The sequence below is a fragment of the Lachnospira pectinoschiza genome, assembly GCF_900103815.1.
Lineage (GTDB): Bacteria > Bacillota > Clostridia > Lachnospirales > Lachnospiraceae > Lachnospira > Lachnospira pectinoschiza_B.
The window spans coordinates 709,801-735,597 of the sequence record NZ_FNHZ01000001.1; the positions used below are offsets into that span (position 1 = coordinate 709,801).

Annotated in this window: 20 protein-coding genes; 19 read left to right on the top strand and 1 reads right to left on the bottom strand. The window is 36.7% G+C overall.

Annotated features, from left to right (window positions below; genetic code table 11):
* Nucleotides 1-18 precede the first annotated feature (18 nt).
* Complete coding sequence (locus BLQ66_RS02970) at nucleotides 19-2,547, top strand: glycoside hydrolase family 2 protein (RefSeq protein ID WP_074520855.1); 2,529 nt, start codon at nucleotides 19-21, stop codon at nucleotides 2,545-2,547.
* Between the two features lie 129 nt (nucleotides 2,548-2,676).
* On the opposite strand, the gene BLQ66_RS02975 is transcribed toward BLQ66_RS02970, so the two are convergent.
* Nucleotides 2,677-3,747 (bottom strand): glycosyltransferase family 2 protein, encoded by a 1,071-nt coding sequence (locus BLQ66_RS02975; protein WP_074520856.1) that lies wholly within the window; start codon nucleotides 3,745-3,747, stop codon nucleotides 2,677-2,679.
* A 152-nt stretch (nucleotides 3,748-3,899) separates the two neighbouring features.
* Between BLQ66_RS02975 and BLQ66_RS02980 the strand changes: the two genes are divergently transcribed.
* The 18 genes from BLQ66_RS02980 (at nucleotide 3,900) to BLQ66_RS03065 (ending at nucleotide 25,783) form a co-directional block, all read left to right on the top strand.
* Entirely contained in the window at nucleotides 3,900-6,425 is a 2,526-nt protein-coding gene (locus BLQ66_RS02980; RefSeq protein WP_074520857.1) for an ATP-dependent DNA helicase, read from the top strand.
* A gap of 118 nt (nucleotides 6,426-6,543) precedes the next feature.
* Nucleotides 6,544-7,479 (top strand): hypothetical protein, encoded by a 936-nt coding sequence (locus BLQ66_RS02985; protein WP_074520858.1) that lies wholly within the window; start codon nucleotides 6,544-6,546, stop codon nucleotides 7,477-7,479.
* A gap of 42 nt (nucleotides 7,480-7,521) precedes the next feature.
* A complete protein-coding gene (locus tag BLQ66_RS02990; RefSeq protein WP_074520859.1) occupies nucleotides 7,522-8,940 on the top strand; it encodes a DUF342 domain-containing protein in 1,419 nt (472 codons plus the stop codon).
* A 120-nt stretch (nucleotides 8,941-9,060) separates the two neighbouring features.
* Nucleotides 9,061-10,026 (top strand): M14 family metallopeptidase, encoded by a 966-nt coding sequence (locus tag BLQ66_RS02995; protein WP_330361961.1) that lies wholly within the window; start codon nucleotides 9,061-9,063, stop codon nucleotides 10,024-10,026.
* Nucleotides 10,027-10,035: 9 nt separating this feature from the next.
* Nucleotides 10,036-10,971 (top strand): M14 family metallopeptidase, encoded by a 936-nt coding sequence (locus tag BLQ66_RS03000; protein ID WP_074520860.1) that lies wholly within the window; start codon nucleotides 10,036-10,038, stop codon nucleotides 10,969-10,971.
* 195 nt (nucleotides 10,972-11,166) lie between these two features.
* Nucleotides 11,167-14,919 carry a phosphoribosylformylglycinamidine synthase gene (locus BLQ66_RS03005; RefSeq protein WP_074520861.1) on the top strand — a complete coding sequence of 1,251 codons (3,753 nt, stop codon included), beginning with the start codon at nucleotides 11,167-11,169 and terminating at the stop codon, nucleotides 14,917-14,919.
* A gap of 272 nt (nucleotides 14,920-15,191) precedes the next feature.
* On the top strand, nucleotides 15,192-15,569 hold the full coding sequence (locus BLQ66_RS03010; protein ID WP_074520862.1) for a heavy-metal-associated domain-containing protein: 378 nt from the start codon (nucleotides 15,192-15,194) through the stop codon (nucleotides 15,567-15,569).
* A gap of 278 nt (nucleotides 15,570-15,847) precedes the next feature.
* A complete protein-coding gene (locus tag BLQ66_RS03015; RefSeq protein WP_027430367.1) occupies nucleotides 15,848-16,141 on the top strand; it encodes a DUF2325 domain-containing protein in 294 nt (97 codons plus the stop codon).
* Between the two features lie 63 nt (nucleotides 16,142-16,204).
* Nucleotides 16,205-16,834: a DUF3793 family protein gene (locus BLQ66_RS03020; protein ID WP_074520863.1), complete on the top strand. Its 630-nt coding sequence runs from the start codon at nucleotides 16,205-16,207 to the stop codon at nucleotides 16,832-16,834.
* Nucleotides 16,835-16,950: 116 nt separating this feature from the next.
* Nucleotides 16,951-17,376 (top strand): flavodoxin, encoded by a 426-nt coding sequence (locus BLQ66_RS03025; protein WP_074520864.1) that lies wholly within the window; start codon nucleotides 16,951-16,953, stop codon nucleotides 17,374-17,376.
* Between the two features lie 315 nt (nucleotides 17,377-17,691).
* Entirely contained in the window at nucleotides 17,692-17,901 is a 210-nt protein-coding gene (locus tag BLQ66_RS03030; protein WP_027430370.1) for a FeoA family protein, read from the top strand.
* Nucleotides 17,902-18,012: 111 nt separating this feature from the next.
* On the top strand, nucleotides 18,013-18,231 hold the full coding sequence (locus BLQ66_RS03035; RefSeq protein ID WP_027430371.1) for a FeoA family protein: 219 nt from the start codon (nucleotides 18,013-18,015) through the stop codon (nucleotides 18,229-18,231).
* 98 nt (nucleotides 18,232-18,329) lie between these two features.
* Complete coding sequence (gene feoB / locus BLQ66_RS03040; RefSeq protein WP_074520865.1) at nucleotides 18,330-20,744, top strand: ferrous iron transporter B; 2,415 nt, start codon at nucleotides 18,330-18,332, stop codon at nucleotides 20,742-20,744.
* A 52-nt stretch (nucleotides 20,745-20,796) separates the two neighbouring features.
* Nucleotides 20,797-20,937, top strand: coding sequence for a FeoB-associated Cys-rich membrane protein (locus tag BLQ66_RS03045; protein ID WP_034245137.1), 141 nt, complete (start codon nucleotides 20,797-20,799; stop codon nucleotides 20,935-20,937).
* A 75-nt stretch (nucleotides 20,938-21,012) separates the two neighbouring features.
* Nucleotides 21,013-21,441 (top strand): transcriptional repressor, encoded by a 429-nt coding sequence (locus BLQ66_RS03050; RefSeq protein ID WP_242869313.1) that lies wholly within the window; start codon nucleotides 21,013-21,015, stop codon nucleotides 21,439-21,441.
* A gap of 210 nt (nucleotides 21,442-21,651) precedes the next feature.
* On the top strand, nucleotides 21,652-21,918 hold the full coding sequence (locus tag BLQ66_RS03055; protein ID WP_074520866.1) for a DUF6110 family protein: 267 nt from the start codon (nucleotides 21,652-21,654) through the stop codon (nucleotides 21,916-21,918).
* 15 nt (nucleotides 21,919-21,933) lie between these two features.
* Nucleotides 21,934-24,018: a heavy metal translocating P-type ATPase gene (locus BLQ66_RS03060; RefSeq protein WP_074520867.1), complete on the top strand. Its 2,085-nt coding sequence runs from the start codon at nucleotides 21,934-21,936 to the stop codon at nucleotides 24,016-24,018.
* An 85-nt stretch (nucleotides 24,019-24,103) separates the two neighbouring features.
* Nucleotides 24,104-25,783 (top strand): EAL domain-containing protein, encoded by a 1,680-nt coding sequence (locus BLQ66_RS03065; protein ID WP_074520868.1) that lies wholly within the window; start codon nucleotides 24,104-24,106, stop codon nucleotides 25,781-25,783.
* Nucleotides 25,784-25,797 lie beyond the last annotated feature (14 nt).

Sequence of the window (25,797 nt, forward strand, 5' to 3'; positions counted from 1 at the left end):
GGTCGTATGGAGGGTTATATGAATTTTGAGAATTTAAAGAAGAAAATTCCATTAAATAATGACTGGCAATTCACCACAAATTACAAGGATGAGCTTTTAGATAGAGACTGTAGTCTAGAACTTGAAACAGTAAGAATTCCTCATACTGTGTGTGAGACTCCATTTAATTATTTTGATGAGAATGTATATCAGATGCTTAGTGGCTATCGTAAGGTTTTTAGTGCTAAGAAGGAATGGAAGGATAGAAGAGTTAGCCTTAATTTTGCTGGGGCAGGACATAGAGCAAGCGTCTATTTAAATGGTAAATTAATCGGTGAGAACAATTGCGGCTACACTGCATTTTCCTATGACATAACAGATTATCTTGATTACGAGAAGGACAATATCTTAGTTGTAAAACTAGATTCAAGGGAGAACTTAAACATCCCGCCTTTTGGCTATGTTATTGACTACATGACTTACGGCGGAATTTATAGAGAGGTCTATCTTGAAGTGACAGACAAGCTCTTTATTGAGGATGTTTATTTAAAGCCAGAGATTGTAGGTGAGATTGAATTTTTAACGGAAGCTCTTAAACAACAAGAAAAGTTTAAGGCAAGCAAAGCCAAGGCAAGACTAGGTTTTGAGACAGTTATTAAGAATACAAGTAAGACAAATGATGTCTCTTTTTTACATAGCACAATTCTTAGATATGAGATTTTTGATGGGGAGATACTTTTGAATAAAAAGGACATGAGCCTTTTAGAAACACTTGATAGCTCTTTCCTTATGGATGCCAAAAATGAAGGTGCATGCCTAAAGGAATCTCTTGAACTAGACAATATCAATGTCTGGGATGTGACAAATCCTAAGCTTTATAAGGTTAGAGTTAGTCTTCTTGATAAGGACTATGTGCGCGATTTTAAAGAGTATAAGATTGGCTTTAAGAAGGCAGAATTTAGAGATACAGGTTTTTATCTTAATGGCAGAAAGTTAAGAATTAGAGGCCTTAACAGACATCAAAGCTACCCATACGTGGGTTATGCCATGCCAGATAGCATGCAAAGACTTGATGCCAAGATTTTAAGAAAAGAGCTAGGAGTTAACACAGTTCGTACCTCTCACTATCCTCAGTCAAAGGCCTTTATTGAGCAATGTGACGAGCTAGGACTTCTTGTATTTACTGAGATTCCAGGCTGGCAGCACATTGGAGATGAAGACTGGAAGGCTCAGGCTGTGGAAAATGTAAGAAACATGGTGCTTCAGTATCGAAATTATACTTCCATCATTCTTTGGGGTGTACGAATTAATGAATCCGTGGATGATGACGAGCTTTATACAAAGACTAACAAGCTAGCAAGGGAGCTGGATTCTACAAGAGCTACTGCAGGTGTTAGATATTTAAAGAAGAGTTCTTTCCTTGAGGATGTTTACACTTATAACGACTTCCTCCACGATGGCACAAACGATGGTGTGGATGCCAAGAAGAAGGTGACTTCTGACATGTCAAAGGCCTACTTGATTAGTGAGTTTAACGGCCACATGTTTCCAACAAAGTCTTATGACTGCGAGGAGCATAGATTAGACCATGCCCTTAGACACGCTAAGGTTTTGAATGATTTTTATAAAAATGAAGATATTGCCGGAGCAATTGGCTGGTGTATGTTTGATTATAATACTCATAAGGACTTTGGAAGTGGCGATAGAATCTGCTATCACGGAGTTTTAGATATGTTTAGAAATCCAAAGATGGCAGCTTACGTCTATGCTTCAGTGCAGGGTGTAAATCCTGTGCTTGAGATAAGTTCCTCTTTTGATATTGGTGAACATCCAGCAGGCATGAGAGGTAACACCTACATTTTCACAAACTGTGACAGTGTAAAAATGTATAAAAACGACATTTTTATTAAGGAATACACTCACAAGGATTCAGAATATAAGAATTTGAAAAATGGCCCAATCCTTGTAGATGACTACATTGGTGATGCTTTCATTACTGGAGAAAATTTATCTAAAAAGCAAAGTGACAGCTTAAAGAAATGCTTTAATTATGTGGCAAGATTTGGTATGAATCACATGCCAAAGGAGATTTATCTTGAGGGAATAAAGCTAATTACAATTTATCATCTAAATTATGCTAAGCTTTACGAACTCTATCAGAAGTACGTTGGCAACTGGGGTGGAGAGTCTACTAAGTTTAGATTTGATGGTTATAAGAATGGTGAGCTTGTAATATCAAGGACAAAATCTACAGCTACAAAGCTTCACCTTGAACTAGATGTTTCAAGCACAGAATTAGTGGATGACGAAACTTATGATGTGGCTGAAATTAGAGTGATTGTTAAGGATGAGCATGGCAATCAGACAGTGTTCTTTAACGACAATCTTCCAATAACTATTAAGGGAGAAGGTCTTGAAATAATTGGACCTGAAAGCGTAAAGATTCTTGGTGGTATGGGTGGAACTTACCTAAAGACCACAGGAATTAAGGGAAAGACAGAAGTTACAATAAATATGCCATATGGCTGGGATAAGGATTCTAAGACAGTAGAATTTAGCATTTCCTAAAAAATAAACAAAACAAAATTACAAAAGCAATTAAATATAAAAAAGCTACTCTTATTGTGATATGTGTCCAGGATTCTGGGTACATATCAAATAAGAGTAGCTTATTTTTTTGTAAAAAATTTACCAATATTAGTCATCCACCTCAGGTAATTTCACATTATCGGCCTGTTCCTCGTATTCCTTAGCAATGTCATTATATTTGCTAGCCATTTCATCATCCCCATCTTCTTCTGCTTCAAGGGCTAACTTTTTATAGCATCTTGAAAGAGAGTAGCGTGGGGTATCGGTGCAGGCATGGATATCAATAATGCTTGCAGTTTCATTGGCAGCATTTATAAACCAAAGAATAGCCTGCTCGTAATCTAGATTATCCTCATAGTAGTAGCCAAGCTCAAGACAGGTCTCTGCACTTGGGTTGTCGCAAAGCTCTAAGGATACTAGCTTGAAGAAATTATCAAAATCATTTTCTAGCCTATAGGCATGTATTAGTGCCACGCGGATGTACTTTAGAGTATCCTCTTTATAGTAGTTAGAGCGTGACATTTTCTCCAAATAAGGATGAGCCTTTAGAAAATCCTGACGGTCCCCGGAAATAAATAGCTCCTTAATAAACATGCAAAGGGCATAGTCAAGGAAGGTAACCCCGGAATCTAGGGATTTATAGTAAATGTCAAAATCCCTTTTGGAATGATTAGATATAGGCCTATGACTAATGCTTATGTCACTATCAAAAATTACAGGATCAAGGCGCACCGTCTCATGGATTGGTGAAATCCAAGTAAACTGTCGAATGCGCTTATAAAGCTTTGCCCTGCGCTCAGTTTTAAAGTTATAGCTGGTGTTGTATTTTGAGTCGTTGACATAAAGGAAGGTGACCATCTCGATTTCTGGCATCATAACTTCCTTAAGCTTTAGAAGCATCTCAAGATTTTCAGGGGTTAGGACCTCATCCGCATCTGCGCTAAAGATGTAGTCGCAACTACATTTTGAAAAGGCAAAATTTCTAGCGGCGCTAAAGTCGTTGACCCACTTAAAATCATAGATCTTATCGGTATATTCTAGAGCGATTTCCTTTGTAGCGTCTGTGGAACCTGTGTCTACCACAACAATTTCATCAAAGGCAGGCTTGTAGGAATCAAGACATTCTCTAAGGCATTTTTCTTCATTTTTCACGATTAAACATAGACTAAATGTTGTCATAAAAGACCTCCGAAGAATATTCAGCTTTGTTTACATTTTCTATACTAATTTTATAACAAATATAGAAATTTAACAATATGATTATGTGCTATAATGGTCTAAAACTAGTATGTTAGTATATGTAAATTTGACTTAGAAGATTGGAAATTACTATGTATGTTATTGTAAAAAATGTTCTTAGAATTTCAGTAAGAAATCTGGTGGAATTTTTGTGCACCAGTGGAGATATAGACAAGCGAAGTACAGGAATATCAGACGTTCATGCCATGCAGGAAGGGGCTAGAATTCACAGGAAAATTCAGCATGCCGCAGGTTCTGCATATCACGCAGAAGTCCCTCTTAAGATGGAGTTTAATCAGGTGACAAATTTTGGGAATCCTTATGTCATTCAGATTGAGGGAAGAGCAGACGGCATTATTGCTGATATTGTAGAGGATGAGGAGGGCAATAAAACTCCCCTTGGTCCTGTTACTGTGGATGAAATTAAGACTATGCAGTCAGGCATTACAAAACTAAAGGAACCCGTTTATGTTCATAAGGCACAGGCCATGGTCTATGCCTATATTTATGCTACAAAAAATGAACTAGATTCTATAACAGTTCAGATGACTTACTGCAATCCAGAGACAGAATTTACAAAAAAATTCGTGGAGGAATATACCTACGAGGACCTTTCTAGCTGGTTTAATAAGCTTTTATTAGATTTTAAAAAATGGACCGACTTCCTTTTAGATGAAAGAGCAAGACGAAATGAATCTATTAGAAATTTGTCTTTCCCTTTTGAATACCGCCAGGGTCAAAAGGCCATAATTTCTAGTGTCTATAGAACTATAACAAGTAAAGAGCATATGTATATTCAGGCACCGACAGGTGTTGGTAAGACTATTTCTACAGTTTATCCTTCCGTTCAGGCTATGGGGCGAGACTATATCGATAAGATTTTTTATCTCACTTCTAAGACTATAACTAGAACGGTAGCAGAGGATACCTTTGAGATATTAAGAGATAAGGGCCTTTCCTTTAGGGCGATTACCTTAACTGCTAAGGAAAAGATTTGTCCACTTGATGAGTGTGAATGTAATCCTCAGGTTTGTCCTTATGCTAAGGGGCATTATGACAGAGTTAATGAAGCGGTTTATGACATGATTACTCATGAGAAAACCATAACTAGAGACGTGGTTTTACAATATGCTAAAGAGCAGACAGTTTGTCCTTTTGAAATGGAACTAGATGCCAGCTACTGGTGTGATGGCATAATTTGTGATTATAACTACGTTTTTGATCCAGATGCTTGCCTTAAGAGATACTTTGCAGAGGGCAATAAGGGGGATTATTGCATCCTTGTGGATGAGGCCCACAACTTAGTGGATAGGGCTAGAGATATGTATAGTGCAAGGCTAATTAAAGAGGACTTCTTAGAGGTTAAAAAGCTACTAAAGGATCCTTCTGAGAAAAAAATTGTGTCTGCTATTAATAAATGTAACAAGGAACTTATTGAGTTAAAGAAAGAGGCCAAGTCCTTTAAAAAGCTAATTTCCTTTGGAAAGTTTAGTTTGGCCCTAGAGCGTCTTGGAGGTGTTCTTATGAAATATTTAGAGCGCCAAAAGGGCAAGCCGGTTTATCCAGAGCTACTGGATTTTTACTTTGATATTAGACATTTCCTAGCTATGGAGGATATTGCAGATGAAAAATATGTGCGTTACGTGGAGGAGGATGAAAGGGGAAATTTTGTAATAAATTTATCTTGCATCGACCCTTCAGGAAACATAAGCATTAGACTAGGTCAGGTAAAAAGCGCCATTTTCTTTTCTGCAACCCTACTTCCAATTAATTATTACAAGGAAATGATTACAGGAAAAGTGTCTGATAAGGCGATTTATGCTAATTCTCCATTTGATAAGGATAAGAAGAGAGTAATTGTAGCAAGGGATGTAAGTAGCAGATATTCTAGAAGAAATGAGACAGAGTATCGAAAGATTTGCAGCTATATTGATGGCATGGTTAAGGCAAAGCCCGGCAAATACATGGTTTTCTTCCCATCCTTTGCCTTTATGGAAAAGGTTTATGACCTCTACACTAATTACTATCTTAATCCCTTTGACCCTGAGGTTAATGTAATTATGCAGTCTAGCAAGATGTCTGAAATTGAGAGAGAAGAATTTTTAAAAAATTTCACCTCTAAGGAAGACTCCCTTTTAAACGTTACATTTGCTTTCTCCTTAGAAGACGGGAAACTAAGTGATGGCCTTAAAGTGGATGATAAATTTGATAGGGCTAATTTAAAGCGTGACATTAAGTCTTTAGTAGGCTTTTGCGTCCTTGGAGGTATATTTTCAGAAGGAATTGACTTAAAAGAGGACAGCCTTATTGGAACCGCCATTGTAGGTACGGGAATTCCTATGATTTGCAGGTCTAGAGACATTATTAAGGACTATTTTAATGACAACAAGAAGGACGGATATTCCTATGCTTATGTATATCCTGGCATGAATAAGGTCTTGCAGGCAGCAGGCAGGGTTATTAGAACCGCCGATGATGAGGGAGTTATCTTACTTCTTGATGATAGATTCCTAACCCCTGAGTACGAGGCCCTTTTCCCAAGGGAGTGGGACAAGGTTTATCCTATAAACAAGGATTATTTGGAAAATGTTGTAAAGGACTTCTGGGGCATCAAATAGTTAAAAAACTAGACTATCTTCTATTGTGATAAAATATAAAATATGTTATTATTAGTGTAGATTATAGCGTGAAAAAATCTATAGAGACAAGAAAATGATTCTTATGCGAGGAGTTCACATGGAAGATACAGAATTTGAAAAGCTTATTGGGCAATACATCAAGCGTAAGGCCGACAGAGATGAGTGGATGGCACTTGGTTTTGATGAATTCCAATGTATGGAAATTAATAGGGGTTTGGAAAATGGAGTAGATGTATCGATTTATTGCAATCCGGAATTTAACGCGGCTAGCATGAAATCTCTTAGACTAGGTCTTGAAGAAGGGATGGATGTTCGCCCTTTTGCTGCGCCTGAATTTGACTACATGCAAATGGAGGAGATAAAAGAGGCGATTAGAGCAGGAATCGATATTGATGATGTGTGTAATCCACATTACTCGAATTCAGTTATTAGGGAAATTCGTTTAGCTAGAAGGATTGGCTATGACATTTCTAGATTTGCAAAATCTGGCTATTCCGGCGAGGTTTTAAGGCAGATTAGAATGGCAAAGAAAGACGATTTGGATATTGATTTTTTTGTAAAGGACAATTACGATGCCTTTCAGCTTAATGAACTGCGACTAGGTATAAAGTCTTGCGTAGATGTGACGAAATATATGTTGCATGAATACACTGGCGAGCAAATGGAGCAGTTAAGAATAGGCCTTGAAAATGGTATCGATATCGAAGTTTATAATCAGTTAGGGTTCTCATCCGGCCAAATGAAGGAAATTAGGCTGGGTCTTGAAGCGGGAATAGATGTTACATCTTATGCTGATCCTTTTTATGATGCAGTTACCATGAGGGAAAAAAGAGAACAATTAGAGCGAGGAGATTCTAAAGAAGAACCTACTCTTAATGATTTGCAAAGTCAGGAAATACTACTTGGACTTACTAGTGGTGTGGACGTTAGTTTATATGCGGATGCAAGATATAGCTTTAAACAGATGGAAGCCATTAGATTGCGTTTAGAAAGAGGCGAGGATGCCTCGGATCTTTTGATTTATGCAAATTAGTTTTCTTATAACCTTTAGTATGTATGTAAAGGGGGTGAGCAGGTGGACGATACAATTGAAAATGTAGAGAATGGTAAAGATATTCAAATACAGTTATCAGACGATAGAATGGAGGCTGCAATTCAATTATCTAAGCCTGACTCAAAAGAAAGCGATTATACCCGCGATGAGGTTTTAAATAAGCTTGCGGAAGTTGGTATAAAAACTGGAATTGACGAGGAAAAGATACTTGAAATTGTAAGCCAAAAACAATTTGGACAATTTTTCATAATTGCAACTGGTAGACCTGTGGAAGCCGGTGAAGATGGTTTTTATGACTATTTCTTTGATGTAGATATGGCTGGAAATGGCGGTAGCAAGCCTACTATTAGAGAGGATGGATCAATAGATTTCTTTAGCAACACTCTTTTTGTTAAGGTTAAGGAAGGAGATTTGCTATGTAAATATCACGAGCCAACAAAGGGTAACTTTGGCTTTGATGTTTTAGGTAAGTTACTGGTTCCAAAGCCTGGAAAACCAGCACCAAGAATTAGAGGCAAGGGCTTTATAGTTTCTGAGGATGGCCTTGATTACTATGCAGCAAAGACAGGTAAGGTTGAATTTAGAAACTATGATTTAAATATTAGTGACGTCTTTGATATTAGCGGAGATGTGGACTTAAGTATTGGTAATATTGACTTTGACGGGGATATTAATATTTCCGGTGGGGTAAGATCTGGTGTTACTATTAATGCTATGGGAAATATTTATATTAGCGGCTTTGTTGAGGGTGCTAATATTAAGTCTAAGAAGGACATTATAATTAAGGATGGCTGTAATACTAAGGGAATTGGTAAGATTGTGGCAGATGGCTGCGTTCAGGCTAGATTCTTTGAAAACACATCGGTATTTTGTAAGGGTGATATAAAGGCAGATTACATTCTTAATTCCACAGCCGTAGCTTATGGAAAGGTCTATGTTTCAGGTAACAGAGGCTCAATTATTGGTGGTGATGTCACAGGAGTTTTAGGCGTTGAGATGGAGGAATGCGGACACGAGACTAATGCTAAGACTGTTGTTAGAGTTGGCGCCACTAAGGAAATTAGGCATGAATATGCGGAATGCATTATGAAAATAAAAGAGATAGATTCAGCTATAGATACCTTTGATCAGGCTCTTGAAAAGATTGCTCTTTTAAAGGAAGCTGAATCAGATAAATATAACAAGGATATGGAGACTAGAATTTTCCAATCTAAGATTGTAAAGAAAGCGGAGAAGTCAAAGGCAGAGGAGAGAAGTAAAGAGCTCTTTGCAATGATTAGAGAGTCGGAAAGATCAGTGGTTAAGATAAAGAAGAACTGTTATCCAGGCTGTCGAATTATTATGGATGATAAGAGCTATATTCCAACTACCGTTTTTGAACACATTTTAGTAAAGAAATCACAAAATGCTATTAAGTTAATAGATTATGATGATGATTGATAGTAAGGTGTGTTTTGTAACATTTTACAAGAATAACTTTAGAAAATTAGAAAACCACTAGTTGAGAATGCTAGTGGTTTTTTTTAAGGCCTAAAAGTAGTATTATTATAGATGTAAAAAATGAAATCTGAAGGAGTAATGATGATTGAGAACATAGTATCTATCGAGCTTCCAGTGCATGAAAAGCTTGTAATTAAGAAGAGACGTCTACAGCCTGAAGGGCTTAGCAAAAAGGAGCTATCAAAGCTTCCTAGATTCTCTTTGGTTACTGGAATTCATGGGGATGAGCTTGATGGACAGTATATTATTTTTGAATTAATAAGACATATTAAAATGCATGAGGACAAACTAAAGGGTATCATTGACATTTACCCATGTGTTAATCCTTTAGGACTTGACAGTGGATACCGCGGAATTCCTATGTTTGACCTAGACATGAATAGGGTGTTTCCTGGTATGAGCAATGGCGCTTTTGCAGAATATGCAGCTGCAAATCTAGTTAATGACATTATAGGGTCTGACATGTGCCTTGATATTCACTCAAGTAATAAATTCGTAAAGGAAATGTTACAGGTCCGTTTAAATGATGATAATGAGGAGAAGCTACTTCCTTTCGCAAAGTCACTAAATGCTGACTTTGTCTGGGTTTATTCTTCCCTTCCAGTAAGAGAGGCAACCCTTTCTTATTCTTTAAATCATCTTGGTGTTCCAACTATGGTAGTTGAGATGGGCGTTGGTAATAGAATTAGTAAGAGCTACTGTAAGCAGCTTTTTGAAGGTGTACTAAACTTACTTAAGCAAGTAGGTGTCTGGGATGGGGATACTAAGCCGGTTAAGGAGCCTATTGTTTCTAAAGAGGGTGAGGTTACCTTTATTAGTGCTCTAGAATCTGGACTTTTTGTGCCTAATATGGAAAATCTTGGAGAGATTTCTATTGGCAGTCATATAGGAGATATTATTGAACCTATTGAAGGGCGCATTTTACAGCATTTAGAGTCGCCAGTGGATGGAATTATATTTACTATTAGAGAGCATCCGGTAGTTTATAAGGGTGCACTACTTTGCAGAATTTATCATAAGGATTAGGGAAAATTAATGGTTAAAGAAACAGTTTTTAGCTTAAAAGGCTTATATCGTGAAGATTTTAAAATCGAGGCTTATCGTTTCGGACAGGGAGAGAAATCTGCGGCCATTGTAGGAGCTCTTCGTGGAAATGAAATGCAGCAGCTCTACATTTGCTCACAGCTTATTAAGACTTTAAAGTACTTAGAGGCTCACGGGGCAATTACTCACAATCATGAAATAGTTGTGATTCCAAGTGCTAACAGCTTTTCCATGAATATCGAGAAGAGATTTTGGGCTATTGATAATCAGGATATAAATAGACAGTTCCCAGGAGATGAAACTGGGGATACTACAAAGCAGATTGCAGCTGCTATTTTTAATAGAGTAAAGGGTTATAGTTATGGCATTCAGTTTGCATCCTTTTACATGCCGGGAGATTTTATTCCCCATGTAAGACTTATGGATACTGGTCATCAAAATGCATCTCTTGCCAACCTTTTTGGCCTTCCTTATGTAATTATTCGAAAGCCAAAGCCTATGGATACAGTAACTCTAAATTATAATTGGCAAATGCAGGGCACGAACGCATTTTCAATATACACTAATAGCACTGACTTAATTGATGAAGCTTCGGCAAGACAGGCCGTTTCCTCTGTGCTTAGATTCTTAACTAGAATGGGCATCTTAAAATATAACAACCATTCCGGTTTTATTGCTAGTATCACTAATGAAGAGGATTTAATGGCTGTAAAGTCTGAGACTGCAGGCTTTTATAAAAGACTTAAAAATCCAGGAGATTTCTGCTCTCATGAGGAGGTCATAGCACAAATTCTTGACCCACATGAAGGGGAAATAAAGGCAGAAATTAAGTCTCCTACGGAGGGCATCGTATTCTTTGCCCACACAGCTCCTATGGTTTTAGGGGATGAGGTAGTTTATAAAATTCTTAGAAGAATGCATGAATAGATGCTTTACTTTTATCGACTTTGATTGTGTGTGTGAAACTTAAAAAAATAATCTTTTTTGCCTAGTTAATGAATTGATTTACTTATTTTGCTGTGTTAAAATTGAGACCTGTTGAGTGTATTCTCAACGGGTCTTTTTTGGTAGCGTTTACCTTTAGAGGCGAGGAATGATTTATTAAATATTTAGGAGGACGACATGAGCAACGTTAAACGTGTTTTTGTTGAAAAGAAGAAGGATTTTGCGATGAACGCGAAGTCGCTTGAGAATGAGATTATTGGCTATCTAGGTATTAAAACTGTTAGCAATGTCAGGGTTTTAATACGATATGATGTGGAAAACCTATCCGAGGAAACTTATAAGAAGGCGTTAACAACAGTATTTTCTGAGCCTCCTGTAGACAATGTTTATGAAGGCACATTTACTAAAAACGATGATGATTTTGTATTTTCTGTAGAATATTTACCAGGTCAGTTTGATCAGAGAGCTGATTCTGCCGAACAGTGCGTTAAGTTCTTTAACGAAAATGAAACTCCAGTTATTAAAACAGCAACTACCTATGTTATTTCAGGTAAGTTAACAGAAGAAGAAAAGGAAAAGATTAAGGAAAACTGCATAAATCCAGTAGATTCTAGAGAAGCTCTTGAAACAGTTCCAGAGACTTTAGTTACTGAGTTTAAGACTCCAGCTGACGTTAAGATTTTTGATGGCTTTACAGCTATGAACGAGGCTGATTTAAAGGATCTTTACGATTCCCTTGGTCTTGCTATGACATTTAATGACTTTAAGTTCATTCAGGAACATTTCGCTGCAGAAGAGAAGCGTGACCCATCAATGACTGAAATCAGAGTACTTGATACATACTGGTCAGATCACTGCCGTCACACAACATTTGCTACAGAATTAAAGGATATTAAGTTTGACGAGGGTAAGTACAAGGCTCCAATCGAAGCTACATTTAAGAAGTACTTAGCTGATAGAGAATCTGTTTATGCAGGTCGCAAGGACAAGTTTATCTGCCTTATGGATCTTGGTACACTTGCTGCTAAGAAGCTTAAGAAGATGGGCTTACTTGATGATCAGGAAGAATCAGAGGAAATCAATGCATGTTCTATCGTTGTTCCAGTTGAAATAGATGGAAAGACAGAGGAATGGTTAGTAAACTTCAAGAACGAAACTCATAACCATCCTACTGAAATTGAGCCATTTGGTGGCGCTGCAACTTGTCTTGGTGGAGCAATTCGTGATCCACTTTCAGGACGTACTTACGTTTACCAGGCTATGAGAATTACAGGTGCTGCAAATCCTACAGTTCCAGTATCTGAGACAATGCATGGTAAGCTTCCACAAAGAAAGTTAGTTACAGGTGCTGCTCATGGTTATTCTTCATACGGTAACCAGATTGGTCTTGCAACAGGTTATGTTAAGGAATTATATCATCCTGATTACGTAGCTAAGAGAATGGAAATCGGTGCTGTTATGGCTGCTGCTCCAAGAGCTGCAGTTAAGAGAGAAAGTTCAGATCCAGGAGATATCATTATCTTACTTGGTGGTAGAACAGGACGTGATGGCTGTGGTGGTGCTACAGGTTCATCTAAGGTTCATACAGAGAAGTCTATTGAAGAGTGTGGCGCAGAAGTTCAGAAGGGTAATGCACCTACTGAAAGAAAGATGCAGAGACTCTTTAGAAGACCAGAAGTTACAAAGCTTATTAAGAAGTGTAACGACTTTGGTGCCGGCGGTGTTTCAGTTGCTATCGGTGAATTAGCAGATGGTTTAAGAGTAGATCTTGATAAGGTTCCAAAGAAGTATGAAGGTCTTGATGGTACAGAACTTTCAATTTCTGAATCTCAGGAAAGAATGGCTGTTGTTGTAGATCCTAAGGATGTTAAGGAATTCTTAAACTACTCAGCAGAAGAGAACTTAGAGGCTATTGAAGTTGCTGTTGTAACTGAGGAGCCAAGACTTGTACTTACATGGAGAGGTAAGGATATCGTTAATATTTCAAGAGCTTTCCTTGATACTAACGGTGCTCATCAGGAAACTTGCGTAGAAGTTGAGATGCCTGTTGAAGAAGATAATGTATTAACTCCAGTAGAGGTTGAAGATGTTAGAGCTAGCTGGCTTAAGGTTTTAGGCGACTTAAATGAATGCTCTCAGAAGGGTCTTGTAGAAAGATTTGACTCTTCAATCGGTGCAGCTACAGTAACAATGCCTTACGGTGGTAAGTATCAGCTTACAGAAACTCAGGCTATGGTTGCTAAGTTACCAGTTCTTAAGGGTAAGTGCGATACAGTAACAATGATGTCTTATGGTTTTGATCCATTCCTTTCAAAGTGGAGCCCATACCATGGTGCAATGTATGCTGTAGTTGATTCAGTTGCTAAGATTGTTGCAACTGGTGGTGATTATAAGAAGATTAGATTTACATTCCAGGAATACTTTAGAAGAATGAGCGAAGATCCTAAGAGATGGAGTCAGCCTTTTGCAGCCCTTCTTGGTGCTTACGAGGCTCAGATGGAATTCGGTCTTCCATCAATTGGTGGTAAGGATAGTATGTCAGGTACATTTGAAGACATCGATGTTCCACCAACACTTTGTTCTTTCGCTATTGATATTGCTAAGGAATCAGACATTGTCACTCCTGAATTAAAGGCAGCAGGTAATGTCTTAGTTAGATTTGATATCGCTAAGGATCAGTATGATCTTCCTAACTTTACACAGCTTAAGGAGATGTATTCAGCTATCCATGAGCTTACATTATCAAAGGCTATTGTTTCAGCTTATGTTCTTGATGCTAAGGGTCTTGTACCAGCAGTATCTAAGATGGCATTTGGTAACAAGTTAGGTGTAGCATTAGATGAAAGCTTAGCTAAGAAGGATTTATTCTCTCCAAGCTATGGTTGCATCGTTGCAGAAGTTCCTGCAGATAGATTAGCTGATATTAAGGTTGCTTACACTAAGGTTGGTGAGGTAACTGCTGAAGCTAAGTTTACATATAAGAACGTTTCAATCAATGTTGAAGAAGCTCTTAGCGTTTGGTCTGACACACTTGAGTCAGTATTCCCAACAAAGGCTTCTAAGGAAACAGATAAGATTGAGGCTATTAGCTACGACGCTAAGGAAATTCACATTTGCAAGAATAAGGTTGCTAAGCCAACAGTATTCATCCCTGTATTCCCAGGTACAAACTGTGAATATGACTCAGCTAGAGCTTTTGAAAATGCTGGCGCAAACACAATCGTTAAGGTATTTAAGAACTTAGATGCTGCAAGCATCAGAGAATCTGTTGATGAATTTAGCAAGGCTATTTCACAGTCACAGATTATCATGTTCCCAGGTGGTTTCTCAGCTGGTGATGAACCAGATGGTTCTGCTAAGTTCTTTGCTACAGCATTTAGAAATGAAAAGATGAAGGAAGAAGTTACAAAGCTTCTTAATGAAAGAGATGGTTTAGCTCTTGGTATCTGTAATGGTTTCCAGGCTCTTATTAAGCTTGGTTTAGTACCAAATGGTGAAATTACAGGTCAGGATTCTAACTCACCAACTCTTACATATAACACAATTAACCGTCATATCTCTAAGATGGCATACATCAGAGTTGCATCTAATAAGAGCCCATGGCTTGCAGGCGCTAAGCTTGGTGGCGTTTATACAAACCCAGCTTCACACGGTGAAGGTAGATTTGTAGCTCCTAAGGAATGGCTTGATAAGCTTATTGCTAACGGACAGGTTGCAACACAGTACTGTGACTTAGATGGAAATGTATCAATGGATGAAGAGTGGAACATCAACGGTTCTTACATGGCTATTGAAGGTATTACATCTCCAGATGGTCGTTGTTTGGGTAAGATGGCTCACTCAGAAAGACGTGGCGATTCAGTTGCTATTAACATCTATGGCGAACAGGATCTTAAGATCTTCGAATCAGGTGTTAAGTATTTTATGTAGCAACTTCGCAGAAGTTGCTATGTAGGTGCTCGCTACTCGAAGCGTATATAATGCGAGCACTTCCCACAATGTAGCGACTTCGCAGAAGTCGCTATGTAGGCGCGAGTTTGCAGCGAAGCTGCATTTAATACGAGTGCTTCCCACCATTTTCTAATAGATATTTGTATCTTATTAGTAAATGGTGGGCTTTTTTATTGACATTTATAATCATTAAGGGTATCATCACTAACGTGAGTTAGTTACCACAAACTATAAATATAGAAGGTGATTTAATGGGATCAGCAATAGTTGTTGTTATTCTTTTAGCAGTTGTAGCATTTGCCCTAGTTCAATCAAGAAAGCATATGAAGGGTGAAGGCGGATGCTGTGGCGGAGGCCAGGAAGAGCTTGCGGCTGAGGAAAGAAAGAAATTAGACAATCCAGTAATTGGAAGAAAGATTTTATCGATAGAAGGTATGCACTGTGATCATTGTAAGAATAGTGTTGAACGTTCTATTAATAGATTAGAAGGTGCATCGGCAGTAGTTGATTTAAAGAAGAATATTGCCCTTGTAGATTACGACAGAGAACTAGATGATGCAGCATTAAAGATAGCTGTTGAAAGACTAGATTTTAAATTACTCTCAATTAAAGATGAAAAGTTGTCTTAAAAGGCTTATTTTCCCAATACTATTATAAACAATAGTATTGGGAAAAGCCCTTGACAAGTGGGTTAGACTATGCTAACTTATAATTAAGTTAGCGATAGCTAACTAAAAAGGATTTTTTATTCGGGTTATTAATTAACCCGTTATTTTAAACACATTGGTTAGATTAGTCTAACATAAGTGAGATGTGTTAAACTTATAGCTATAAGGGGATATGATAATAGAACACTATTTAACTTGACTTAAGTTAGATTAATGGGCGCTAGATTGAGGAGGTAATCATGAGCGTTGTAATTATTGGTGGCAATGAGTGTATGGTGTGTCAGTACGAGAAGATTTGTAAGAAGCATGGTTGTAAGGCCAAGGTATTCGTAAAGGAAAAGAGCGGATTTAGGGACCGTCTTGGTAGTCCTGATCTCATGATTCTTTTTACAAATACAGTTTCTCATAAGATGGTGCTATCGGCTGTTAGTGAAGCAAAGAAAAATGATATTGAAGTTATTAGAACACATTCTAGCAGCGCTTCTTCATTAAATAACGTGCTTGACGAATATTTTGCAGCTATTGAAGCATAAATGACATGACCTTGGAGAGGGTCTTTAAAAACTACTACGTATGTATTTAAGGGAGTAACAGTCATGGAAGATATCTTAGAACTTAGGAGATGGGTGGATAACAAAATCGAGATGGATTTAATTAGAGAATGTGCCCCAACCCTAGCAGGTTTGAAAACCGCAAATCTTTTCAACTATAAGTTCGATGATCTTACAAATATGCATAAAGAACTTGCCAGAATTAACGAATTATTAAACGTTAAGGGCGTATATGTAAGAATCCTTAGAAAATCCATGACTAGAGCTCTTTTATATGTCTATAGACCGGTAAGACTTGCCAAAGACTTAACCAATCCGCTTGCAGTAAGCCTTTTAAAAAAGGAAGGCTACGGGGATTACATTAAAAAGACAAGCCCTAGAGAATGCAGCATGATTGAAATTTGTGAGAAGGCAATAAAATTTCTTACTAGAAGAGTCAATGAATCTGAGTGTTTTCCTCATGAGATTGGATTATTCCTTGGATATCCTGCAGTGGATGTAAAAGGATTTATTGAACAAAAGGGACAGAATTGCAAGTGCTGTGGCTTTTGGAAGGTATATGGTGATGAGGAAAGCTCTAAGATGAAGTTTGAGCAGTATAGAAAATGTATCGAGGTCTATAAAAAAGTCTTCCTACAGGGAAGAAGCTTATGTCAGCTTACAGTAAGCGCGTAAGTTTTACATTTTCAAAATCGTTAAAAAACAAGTAATTGTTTTTTATATAACCTATGTACGGGTTAACATGGGTAACACTACTTAATAACCGCATTGCGGGAGAATGGAGGAAAATAATGAGTAAAGTAGCAGTAGTATTCTGGAGCCAGACAGGTAACACAGAAGCTTTAGCAAACGCAGTAGCAGACGGAGCTAAGTCTGCAGGTGCAGAAGTATCAGTATTAGGATTTGGTGATATTAATTCATCTAATGTCGCTTCATATGATGCAATTGCATTTGGCTGTCCAGCAATGGGTGCTGAGCAGCTTGAAGAAACAGAGGTAGATCCTGTATTTACAGAACTTGAATCTTCACTTTCAGGAAAGAAGATTGCCCTCTTTGGTTCATACGGCTGGGGTTCAGGCGAATGGATGGAAGAATGGGAAAATAGAGCAAAGACAGCAGGTGCTAATCTTGCATGTGCTTCTGTTATTTGTAATGAGGCACCGGATGATGATGCTTTAGCAAATGCTAAGAAGTTAGGTGAAACATTAGCAGCATAAGAATCTGTTAATACTTATAACTAAACTCAAATCAAACTAAATAGAAATGTTTTACCCGTGCCTTTTTTAAGACATGAAAATAATTTCCTTTGTATTTTCAATATAGGCACGGGTTTTTTAGCAAATTTATTCAATAGTGTACATTTGTAAAGAATAAATTAAATGTTTGTTTAAAAATTAAATTTCGAGTTTGATTTTATTTACAAAATTTAGAAAAAACTAATAATTATCGTTGACAACTAATTTTTGTTCGATTATACTAACTACGGTTATGAAAATAATTATCAATAAGAATGACATGGAGGTAATATGAGTATGCCATTATCAATGTTAGAAGAAGGAAACAATGGAACAATCGTTAGAGTAGGAGGCCTTGAAGAAACAAGACAGTTTCTTGAGAAGTTAGGTTTTGTTGTAGGAGCTGATGTGGAAGTGGTATCTAAGATGTCAGGTAATGTTATTGTTAACGTAAAAGGGTCAAGAGTTGCTATTGGCAAGGATATGGCCAATAAAATCATGATATAATTTATCATTTAAGATAATTTATATATATACTTTCTAGAAGGTTTAACAGAATATGCACTAAATCATGTGTTATTTGATGTTTTAGAGCTAAATTTTAAAGGAGACAGGGAAATGACTTTAAAAGAAGTAAAGACAGGTCAGACAGTTAAAGTTACAAAGCTTAACGGTGAAGGCCCAGTTAAGAGAAGAATCATGGACATGGGTATCACAAAGGGTATCGAAGTTTTCGTAAGAAAGGTTGCACCTTTAGGTGATCCAATTGAAGTTACAGTTCGTGGTTATGAGCTTTCATTACGTAAGGCAGATGCTGCTTTAATAGATGTAGAGTAATTAGAGTTTTTATTAGAGTTTAAAAAGAAGTTCAAGAAAAAAGTTTAATGATGAAGACTAGGTAGAGTAACATTTGCCTAATCAGAAAGAGGTAGGAAATGTCAATTAAGATTGCACTTGCAGGTAATCCAAACTGCGGTAAGACAACTCTCTTTAACGCATTAACAGGTTCAAATCAGTACGTAGGTAACTGGCCTGGCGTTACAGTAGAAAAAAAGGAAGGTAAGTATAAGGGCGATAAGAGCGTCGGTATTATCGATCTTCCAGGTGTTTATTCACTTTCTCCATATACAATTGAAGAAGTGGTAGCAAGAAATTATTTAGTAAATGAAAGACCAGATGCAGTAATTAATATTGTTGATGGTACTAATATTGAAAGAAATCTTTATCTTTCAACACAGATTATTGAACTTGGTATTCCAGTAGTTGTTGCAGTTAACATGATGGATATCGTCAATAAGGTTGGTGATAAGATTAATATAAAGAAGCTTAGCGAAGCTATTGGTGCTCCAGTAGTTGAAATCTCAGCTCTTAAGGGAACAGGTATTAAGGAAGTTGTAGATGCAGCTATTAAGGCAGCTAACTCAAAGAAGGCTAACGAACTTGCTCACAAGTTCAATCCTACAGTTGAGGCTGCTATTGAAAGCGTTAAGGCTAAGTTAGGTTCAGATGTTGAAGAAGCTCAGAAGAGATTCTTTGCAATCAAGTTCATTGAAAGAGATGATAAGATTGCTCAGTTAACAGCAACAGCTGTTGATGCTTCAGATGAAATTGCAACTCTTGAAAAAGAGTTTGACGATGATACAGAATCAATCATTACTAATGAAAGATATACTTATATCTCATCTATTATTGATGGTTGTGTAACAAAGAATTCTGCTAAGAAGTTAACAACTTCAGATAAGATTGATAGAATCGTTACAAACAGAATTCTTGCTCTTCCAATCTTTGCAGTTATTATGTTTATTGTTTACTACATTTCAGTAACTACAGTTGGTACATATGTAACTGATTGGACAAACGATGGTTTATTTGGTGATGGTTTCTACCTTTTTGGTAATGGTAGAGCTGCTTATGACGAAGCTATGACAGACTACTATAAAGATAACGTATGGACTGATGAAGTTGTAGCTAATGTAGAAGGTGCTGTTGAAGCTGGCGTAACAGGTGCTGATGAAATCCTTGCAGCTATTAATGATGAGGATTACGGTGCATTTGATGAAGCTTATGGTTCATACGGTGCTGAGTTAGATGAAAAGGAAGACGGTACATATTCAATTTCAGAAGTTGTTGATGAAGCAACTGGTGAAGATGCAGAACTTCCAGATAATGCAGATTATGGTACTTGGGTTCCAGGTGTTCCAGTATTAGTTGGAAACTTACTTGAAGCTATTAACTGTAATGAATTTTTAACAGGTTTAATCCTTGATGGTATTGTAGCTGGTGTAGGTGCAGTACTTGGTTTCGTTCCACAGATGTTAGTATTATTTATCTTCCTTGCATTCCTTGAGGGATGTGGTTATATGGCAAGAATTGCTTTCATCATGGATAGAATCTTTAGAAAGTTTGGTTTATCAGGTAAGTCATTTATTCCTATCCTTATTGGTACAGGTTGTGGTGTTCCTGGTGTTATGGCTTCAAGAACAATTGAGAATGAAAGAGATCGTCGTATGACAATTATGACAACAACATTCATTCCTTGTGGCGCTAAGCTTCCTATTATTGCTCTTATTTCAGCAGCATTATTTAATAACGCTTGGTGGGTTGGTCCATCAGCATACTTCTTAGGAATTGCTGTAATTATTCTTTCAGGTATTATCCTTAAGAAGACAAAGATTTTTGCTGGCGATCCAGCTCCATTCGTAATGGAACTTCCTTCATACCACTGGCCAACAGTAGGTTCTATTTTAAGAAGTATGTGGGAAAGAGGCTGGTCATTCATTAAGAAGGCTGGAACAATTATCTTACTTTCATCAATTCTTATTTGGTTAGGTTCAACATTTGGTTGGACAGACGGTGCATTCGGATGGAATGCAGATCTTGAACTTGAAGATTCAGTTCTTGGTGCAATTGGTAACGGTCTTAAGTGGATCTTTGCTCCTCTTGGATTTGCTAATGCTACAGCAACAGTTGCAACAGTTATGGGTCTTGTAGCTAAGGAAGAAGTTGTTGGTGTATTTGGTGTCCTTGACTTTGAAGGTCTTGCACCACTTGCAGGTTACTCATTCCTTGCATTTAACTTACTTTGCGCTCCTTGCTTCGCTGCAATCGGTGCAATTAAGAGAGAAATGAACAATGGAAAGTGGACATGGATTGCAATTGGTTATCAGTGTGCAACAGCTTATATCGTTGCTTACCTTATTTACCAGTTCGGTTTACTTATCTCAGGTTCAGTTAACGTATTAGGTTTAATCATCGCTATTGTTGTATTAGCATTTGTTTTATATCTTATCTTTAGACCATATAAGGAGGCAACAACTCTTAAGGTTGATAAGAAGGTTGCTAATATCTAATTAATAGAAAATGTAACTTATAGTATATTTATCTTAACAAGGAGGAAGAAAAATGTTAGGAAGTATTATTACAGGTTTAGTTGTATTGTTAATAGTTTTCTTGGCTGTTAGAAGCCTTGTAAAAGATAAAAAGGCCGGCAAGTCTGTTCAGTGTGGTGTTGATTGTAAGCACTGCAATGGCGGTTGCCACTAATAGAGACGCTTGTTCATTAGGCGGTAAAGAGGTGAAATTATGCTTGACAATCTTGCAAAAAAGAAAGAATTAGAAATGGGTTTTACAAGAACTCAGATGCAAAAAGACATGGTTTTAAGTTTACTTAAAGAACGTGGATGCAGGATCACCAAGCAGCGAAAAATGCTTTTAGATGTAATTCTTGAAGAGAATTGCACTTGTTGTAAAGAGATTTACTATAAAGCATCAAAACGTGATCCAAAGATAGGAAGTGCTACTGTTTATAGAATGGTAAATGTCCTTGAAGAGATAGGTGCCATTAATAGAGGTAACATGTATAAGGTATCATGCGGATCATGCAGCTATGAGAATGCATGCACAATTGAACTGAATGACGCTACAGTTATAAGTTTATCCGCTAAAAAGTGGAACGATATAATAGAAACAGGTCTTAAAGCATGCGGCTATATTACTGAACAAAAAATCAGTAATGTACAAGCTACACAGCTAGTATTTGAAAATTAAACATTAAAAGCCTAAGAGGTTAATCCTCTTAGGCTTTTCTTTTTTATACAGATATACAAGTTATCTTAAACATCTATATAACTTCTATTGCCATTCACAAAAAGCACAGAAATTATAGCTAAAATTAGTATAATTAGAATTGACGAACTTTTATAGTTAGTACTAATATATCGAGAGAAGGTAAAAAACATACCACATAAGGAGGTAAATATGATTAATTTTGATTTAAAGAAAACGGGACTTTTTGTTGCAGGTGTATTATTTGGCACAGCTGGAGTAAAGGTTTTATCAAGTAAGGATGCTAAGAATTGTTATACACAGGCTACAGCAGCAGTTTTAAGAGCTAAGAAGAGTGTTATGAAGACTACAACAACAATTCAGGAGAATTGCGAAGACATTTTAGCTGATGCAAAGGCTATTAACGAAGAAAGAGAAGCTAAGGAAAAGGCTATCGAAACAAAGGCTTGCGAAGAATAATTTAGAGGTTAATAAATGAGATTTTTTATAAAACATGATGCTTATAAAAGACTTAGAATTCATTTTGATATGAATCAGATGACCTTTAGAGAAGCGGATATTTTGCAGTTTTATCTTGATGGCATTAAAGAAATTTCTAGTTCTAAGGTATATGAAAGAACTGCGGATGCAGTGATTTTATATGATTGTGATAAGAATAAGATTATTAATGCTTTAAGAGAGTTTAATTTTGAAAATGTAAATGTACCTGAGGAAATTTTAGAAAATTCAGGAAGAGAAATAAACTCTTTATATCAGGAAAAACTTGTAACTAAGGTATTGGTAAGATATACAGCCAAAATCTTTGTGCCAATGCCTATAAGACGTGCAATCATTTTGGCAAAATCTCTTAAGTATATTAAGAATGGACTTGGCTGCCTTTCTAAGGCAAAGATTGAAGTGCCGGTGCTTGATGCTACCGCTATTGGCGTTTCAATTTTAAGAAGTGATTTTGAAACAGCAGGCTCTGTTATGTTCTTGCTGGGAATCGGTGAAATCATGGAAGAATGGACTCATAAGAAATCTGTGGATGATTTAGCTAAGACTATGAGCCTTAATATAAGCAAAGCTTGGCTTTTAAGAGATGGACAAGAAGTTTGCCTTCCTGTAAATGAGATTAAGGAAGGTGACTTAGTTGTAGTACACATGGGAACAGTAATTCCTTTTGATGGAGTGGTTGTATCAGGTGAAGCAGTGGTTAATCAGGCTTCTTTAACAGGAGAGGCAGAGGCTGTTAGAAAAGCTGAGGATTCCTTAGTTTATGCCGGTACTGTACTTGAAGAGGGAGAAATTACTCTTCGTGTAACTAAAACTAGTGGCTTAGGAAAATTTGATCAAATCGTTAAGATGATTGAGGAGTCTGAAAAGCTTAAGTCAGGCGTAGAAAGTAAGGCAGAGCATTTAGCTGATAGTTTAGTGCCATATTCCCTTGGCGCTACATTTTTAACATATCTTTTAACAAGAAATGCTACAAAGGCCTTATCTATCCTTATGGTAGATTTTTCTTGTGCTATTAAATTGGCTATGCCGATTTCTGTTTTAACTGCAATTAAGCAAGGTAGACAAAATCAAATAAATATAAAGGGCGGTAAATTCCTAGAAGCTGTAGCTGAGGCTAATACAATAGTATTTGATAAGACAGGTACTTTAACAAAGGCCACACCAACAGTGAAATCAGTAGTTTCTTTTAGTGGGGCTAGTGAAGATGAACTTTTAAGAATTGCAGCCTGTTTAGAGGAACATTTTCCACATTCTATGGCAAATGCAGTGGTGCTTGCAGCTAAGTTAAAGAACCTTGAACATGAGGAGATGCATTCAAAAGTAGAATATATCGTAGCTCACGGTATTTCATCATACATTGGTGATAATAAAGTCGTAATAGGTAGTTATCACTTTGTTTTTGAAGATGAAAAATGCGTCATTCCAGAGGGTAAAGAAGAGCTATTTAATAACTTACCTTTGGAGTATTCTCATCTTTATATGGCTGTAAATGGAAAATTAGCGGCAGTTATATGCATTGAAGATCCTGTAAGAGAAGAGGCTGCAAATGTTATTAATAGATTAAAACATGCAGGCTTTGAAAAGATTGTAATGATGACAGGAGATTCTTATAGAACAGCTAAAGCTATCGCAAACAAGGTGGGAGTTACTGAATTTTATGCAGAGGTTCTACCAGAGGATAAGGCTAGATTTGTGGAAGAAGAAAAGGCTAAACATAACAAGGTTATTATGGTTGGCGATGGAATAAATGATTCTCCAGCACTTTCAGCTGCAGATGTAGGTGTTGCTATATCAGAGGGCGCTGAGATTGCTAGAGAAATCGCAGATATTACTATAAGCGCTAATGACCTAGAAAGCCTTGTGATACTTAAAAATTTAAGTAATGAAATGATGAGAAGAATTTCTAAAAACTACAACAATATCGTTGGCTTTAATGCTAGCTTAATAGCCCTTGGGGTTGCTGGTGTTTTACAACCAACTACATCGGCTTTATTGCATAACATTTCAACAATTGCTTTCAGTTTAAAAAGTATGGAAAGTTATTTGCTAGAGGAAAAGTAGCTTTTTATTGTAAATAAAACTATTCATATGGTATAATATTAGAAGTTAGAGCGTGACTATAATTTTCTAAAAGGAAGATGACAATATGGATAATGAACTTTATAGCAAGAAATTTGAAAAATTTTATGAGAGCTTAACTGCTAACTTTGCTGATACTTCAGATATTCAGAATGTAGTATCTCTAGCAGTACAAGGCATTGCAGAGGATCTAAAGATAGGTATGTTAACAGCAGATGTTAATATTCCTGTATCTGTAAGGGTTCCAAATGGTAAGAATGAGAGATACATTTTATATGATTCAGGTGCACATAGCGAGGAATACAAGGAATTCCAGTATCTAACTGCAGATGGCGGTAGATTAACTTATCAGGTTTATTCAATCCCAGATTACGAATATGATGTGGAAGATGATAAGATACTTGATTTTGTAATCGGCATTATAGCTTACGTAAGTCGCTATGTAAGAATTGCTGAACATGATGCTATGACTGCATTTACAGATAGCTTAACAGGATGTCTAAATTCTAATGGCTTATCTAGAAATGGTGGCTTATTATTTATTAAGCATGACATTGCAGATTATGCATCGGTATATTTTAACATTAAGAATTTCTCATATTTCAATCATGTGGATAGAACAAAGCTAGGTGATGAGATACTAAAAAAGTTTAGTATTGCAGTTAATGCCTACATTCAGAATGAAGAAATCTTTGCAAGACTAGGCGGAGATAGCTTTGTAGCCTTTGTTAAAAAGGAAAGAGTTGATAATTTCGTAGACTTTATTACTAGCATGAATATAAGAGCTAATACCAATCGTGGTCCTAAGGATTTTACGGTAGAGTGTAATGCTGGTTTATATTTTGCAGTACATAAGGATAATATTTCTAATCTAATTAATTATTCAGCTATTGCTTGCAAGTATGCAAGAAACTCAAAGACCTACGACTGCGTATGGTTTAGAGATTACATGATTGATGATAATTTAAGAGAGAAGGAAATTAGCTATAAGTTCCATGACGCTGTATCTGAGGAGAAGTTCGCTGTTTACTATCAGCCTAAGGTAAATCTTGAAGATGGCACTCTAGGTGGTGCTGAGGCCTTAGTTAGATGGGCAGCAAAGGAAAGAATTATTCAGCCAAATGAGTTTATTCCTGTACTTGAAAAAGAGGGCTCTATTAAAGACTTAGATTTCTACATGCTTAAGCATGTTTGTAAAGATATTAGAACTTGGATTGATAAGGGAATTGAGCCAGTTCCTGTATCTATTAATTTCTCTAAGATACACATTTATAATGACAATCTTGCAGAGAAAATTAATAAGATAATTACTGAGTATGGTGTTGATCCGAAGTATATTGAAATCGAAATTACAGAAAAATCTTGCACAGATGATTTCCTTACTTTAAAGGAATTTATGAAGGCTATGCAGGATAGAAATATAAAGACTGCAATTGATGATTTTGGAGATGGTATTTCATCTCTTACTTATCTTAGAGATTTATCCTTTAACTACATTAAGTTTGATAAGGTATTTATTGATAATGTAGATAATGGAAGTCAGAAAGATGATATAATTGTTACTAGCCTTATTGATATGCTTAACAAGTTAGGAAAATGTGTTGTAGCCGAAGGTGTAGAAACAAAGAAGCAGGCAGACTTCTTAAAGAAGGTTGGTTGTAAGTATGCACAGGGCTATTATTTTGACAGACCTCTTGAAAAAGAAGACTTTGTGGGCAGGCTAGAAAACAAGAAATATGATTATTAATTTCATCAAGAAAT

Bases quoted from the DNA above. Each gene is read 5' to 3' on its own strand.
- BLQ66_RS03050 (WP_242869313.1), top strand. From the start codon at position 21,013: ATGGGTTTTACAAGAACTCAGATGCAAAAAGACATGGTTTTAAGTTTA.
- BLQ66_RS03065 (WP_074520868.1), top strand. From the start codon at position 24,104: ATGGATAATGAACTTTATAGCAAGAAATTTGAAAAATTTTATGAGAGC.
- BLQ66_RS02985 (WP_074520858.1), top strand. From the start codon at position 6,544: ATGGAAGATACAGAATTTGAAAAGCTTATTGGGCAATACATCAAGCGT.
- BLQ66_RS03045 (WP_034245137.1), top strand. From the start codon at position 20,797: ATGTTAGGAAGTATTATTACAGGTTTAGTTGTATTGTTAATAGTTTTC.
- BLQ66_RS03020 (WP_074520863.1), top strand. From the start codon at position 16,205: ATGGAAGATATCTTAGAACTTAGGAGATGGGTGGATAACAAAATCGAG.
- BLQ66_RS03030 (WP_027430370.1), top strand. From the start codon at position 17,692: ATGCCATTATCAATGTTAGAAGAAGGAAACAATGGAACAATCGTTAGA.
- BLQ66_RS03000 (WP_074520860.1), top strand. From the start codon at position 10,036: ATGGTTAAAGAAACAGTTTTTAGCTTAAAAGGCTTATATCGTGAAGAT.
- BLQ66_RS03015 (WP_027430367.1), top strand. From the start codon at position 15,848: ATGAGCGTTGTAATTATTGGTGGCAATGAGTGTATGGTGTGTCAGTAC.
- BLQ66_RS03005 (WP_074520861.1), top strand. From the start codon at position 11,167: ATGAGCAACGTTAAACGTGTTTTTGTTGAAAAGAAGAAGGATTTTGCG.
- BLQ66_RS03025 (WP_074520864.1), top strand. From the start codon at position 16,951: ATGAGTAAAGTAGCAGTAGTATTCTGGAGCCAGACAGGTAACACAGAA.
- BLQ66_RS03035 (WP_027430371.1), top strand. From the start codon at position 18,013: ATGACTTTAAAAGAAGTAAAGACAGGTCAGACAGTTAAAGTTACAAAG.
- BLQ66_RS02995 (WP_330361961.1), top strand. From the start codon at position 9,061: ATGAAATCTGAAGGAGTAATGATGATTGAGAACATAGTATCTATCGAG.
- BLQ66_RS03055 (WP_074520866.1), top strand. From the start codon at position 21,652: ATGATTAATTTTGATTTAAAGAAAACGGGACTTTTTGTTGCAGGTGTA.
- BLQ66_RS03060 (WP_074520867.1), top strand. From the start codon at position 21,934: ATGAGATTTTTTATAAAACATGATGCTTATAAAAGACTTAGAATTCAT.
- feoB (WP_074520865.1), top strand. From the start codon at position 18,330: ATGTCAATTAAGATTGCACTTGCAGGTAATCCAAACTGCGGTAAGACA.
- BLQ66_RS03010 (WP_074520862.1), top strand. From the start codon at position 15,192: ATGGGATCAGCAATAGTTGTTGTTATTCTTTTAGCAGTTGTAGCATTT.
- BLQ66_RS02975 (WP_074520856.1), bottom strand. From the start codon at position 3,747: ATGACAACATTTAGTCTATGTTTAATCGTGAAAAATGAAGAAAAATGC.
- BLQ66_RS02980 (WP_074520857.1), top strand. From the start codon at position 3,900: ATGTATGTTATTGTAAAAAATGTTCTTAGAATTTCAGTAAGAAATCTG.
- BLQ66_RS02970 (WP_074520855.1), top strand. From the start codon at position 19: ATGAATTTTGAGAATTTAAAGAAGAAAATTCCATTAAATAATGACTGG.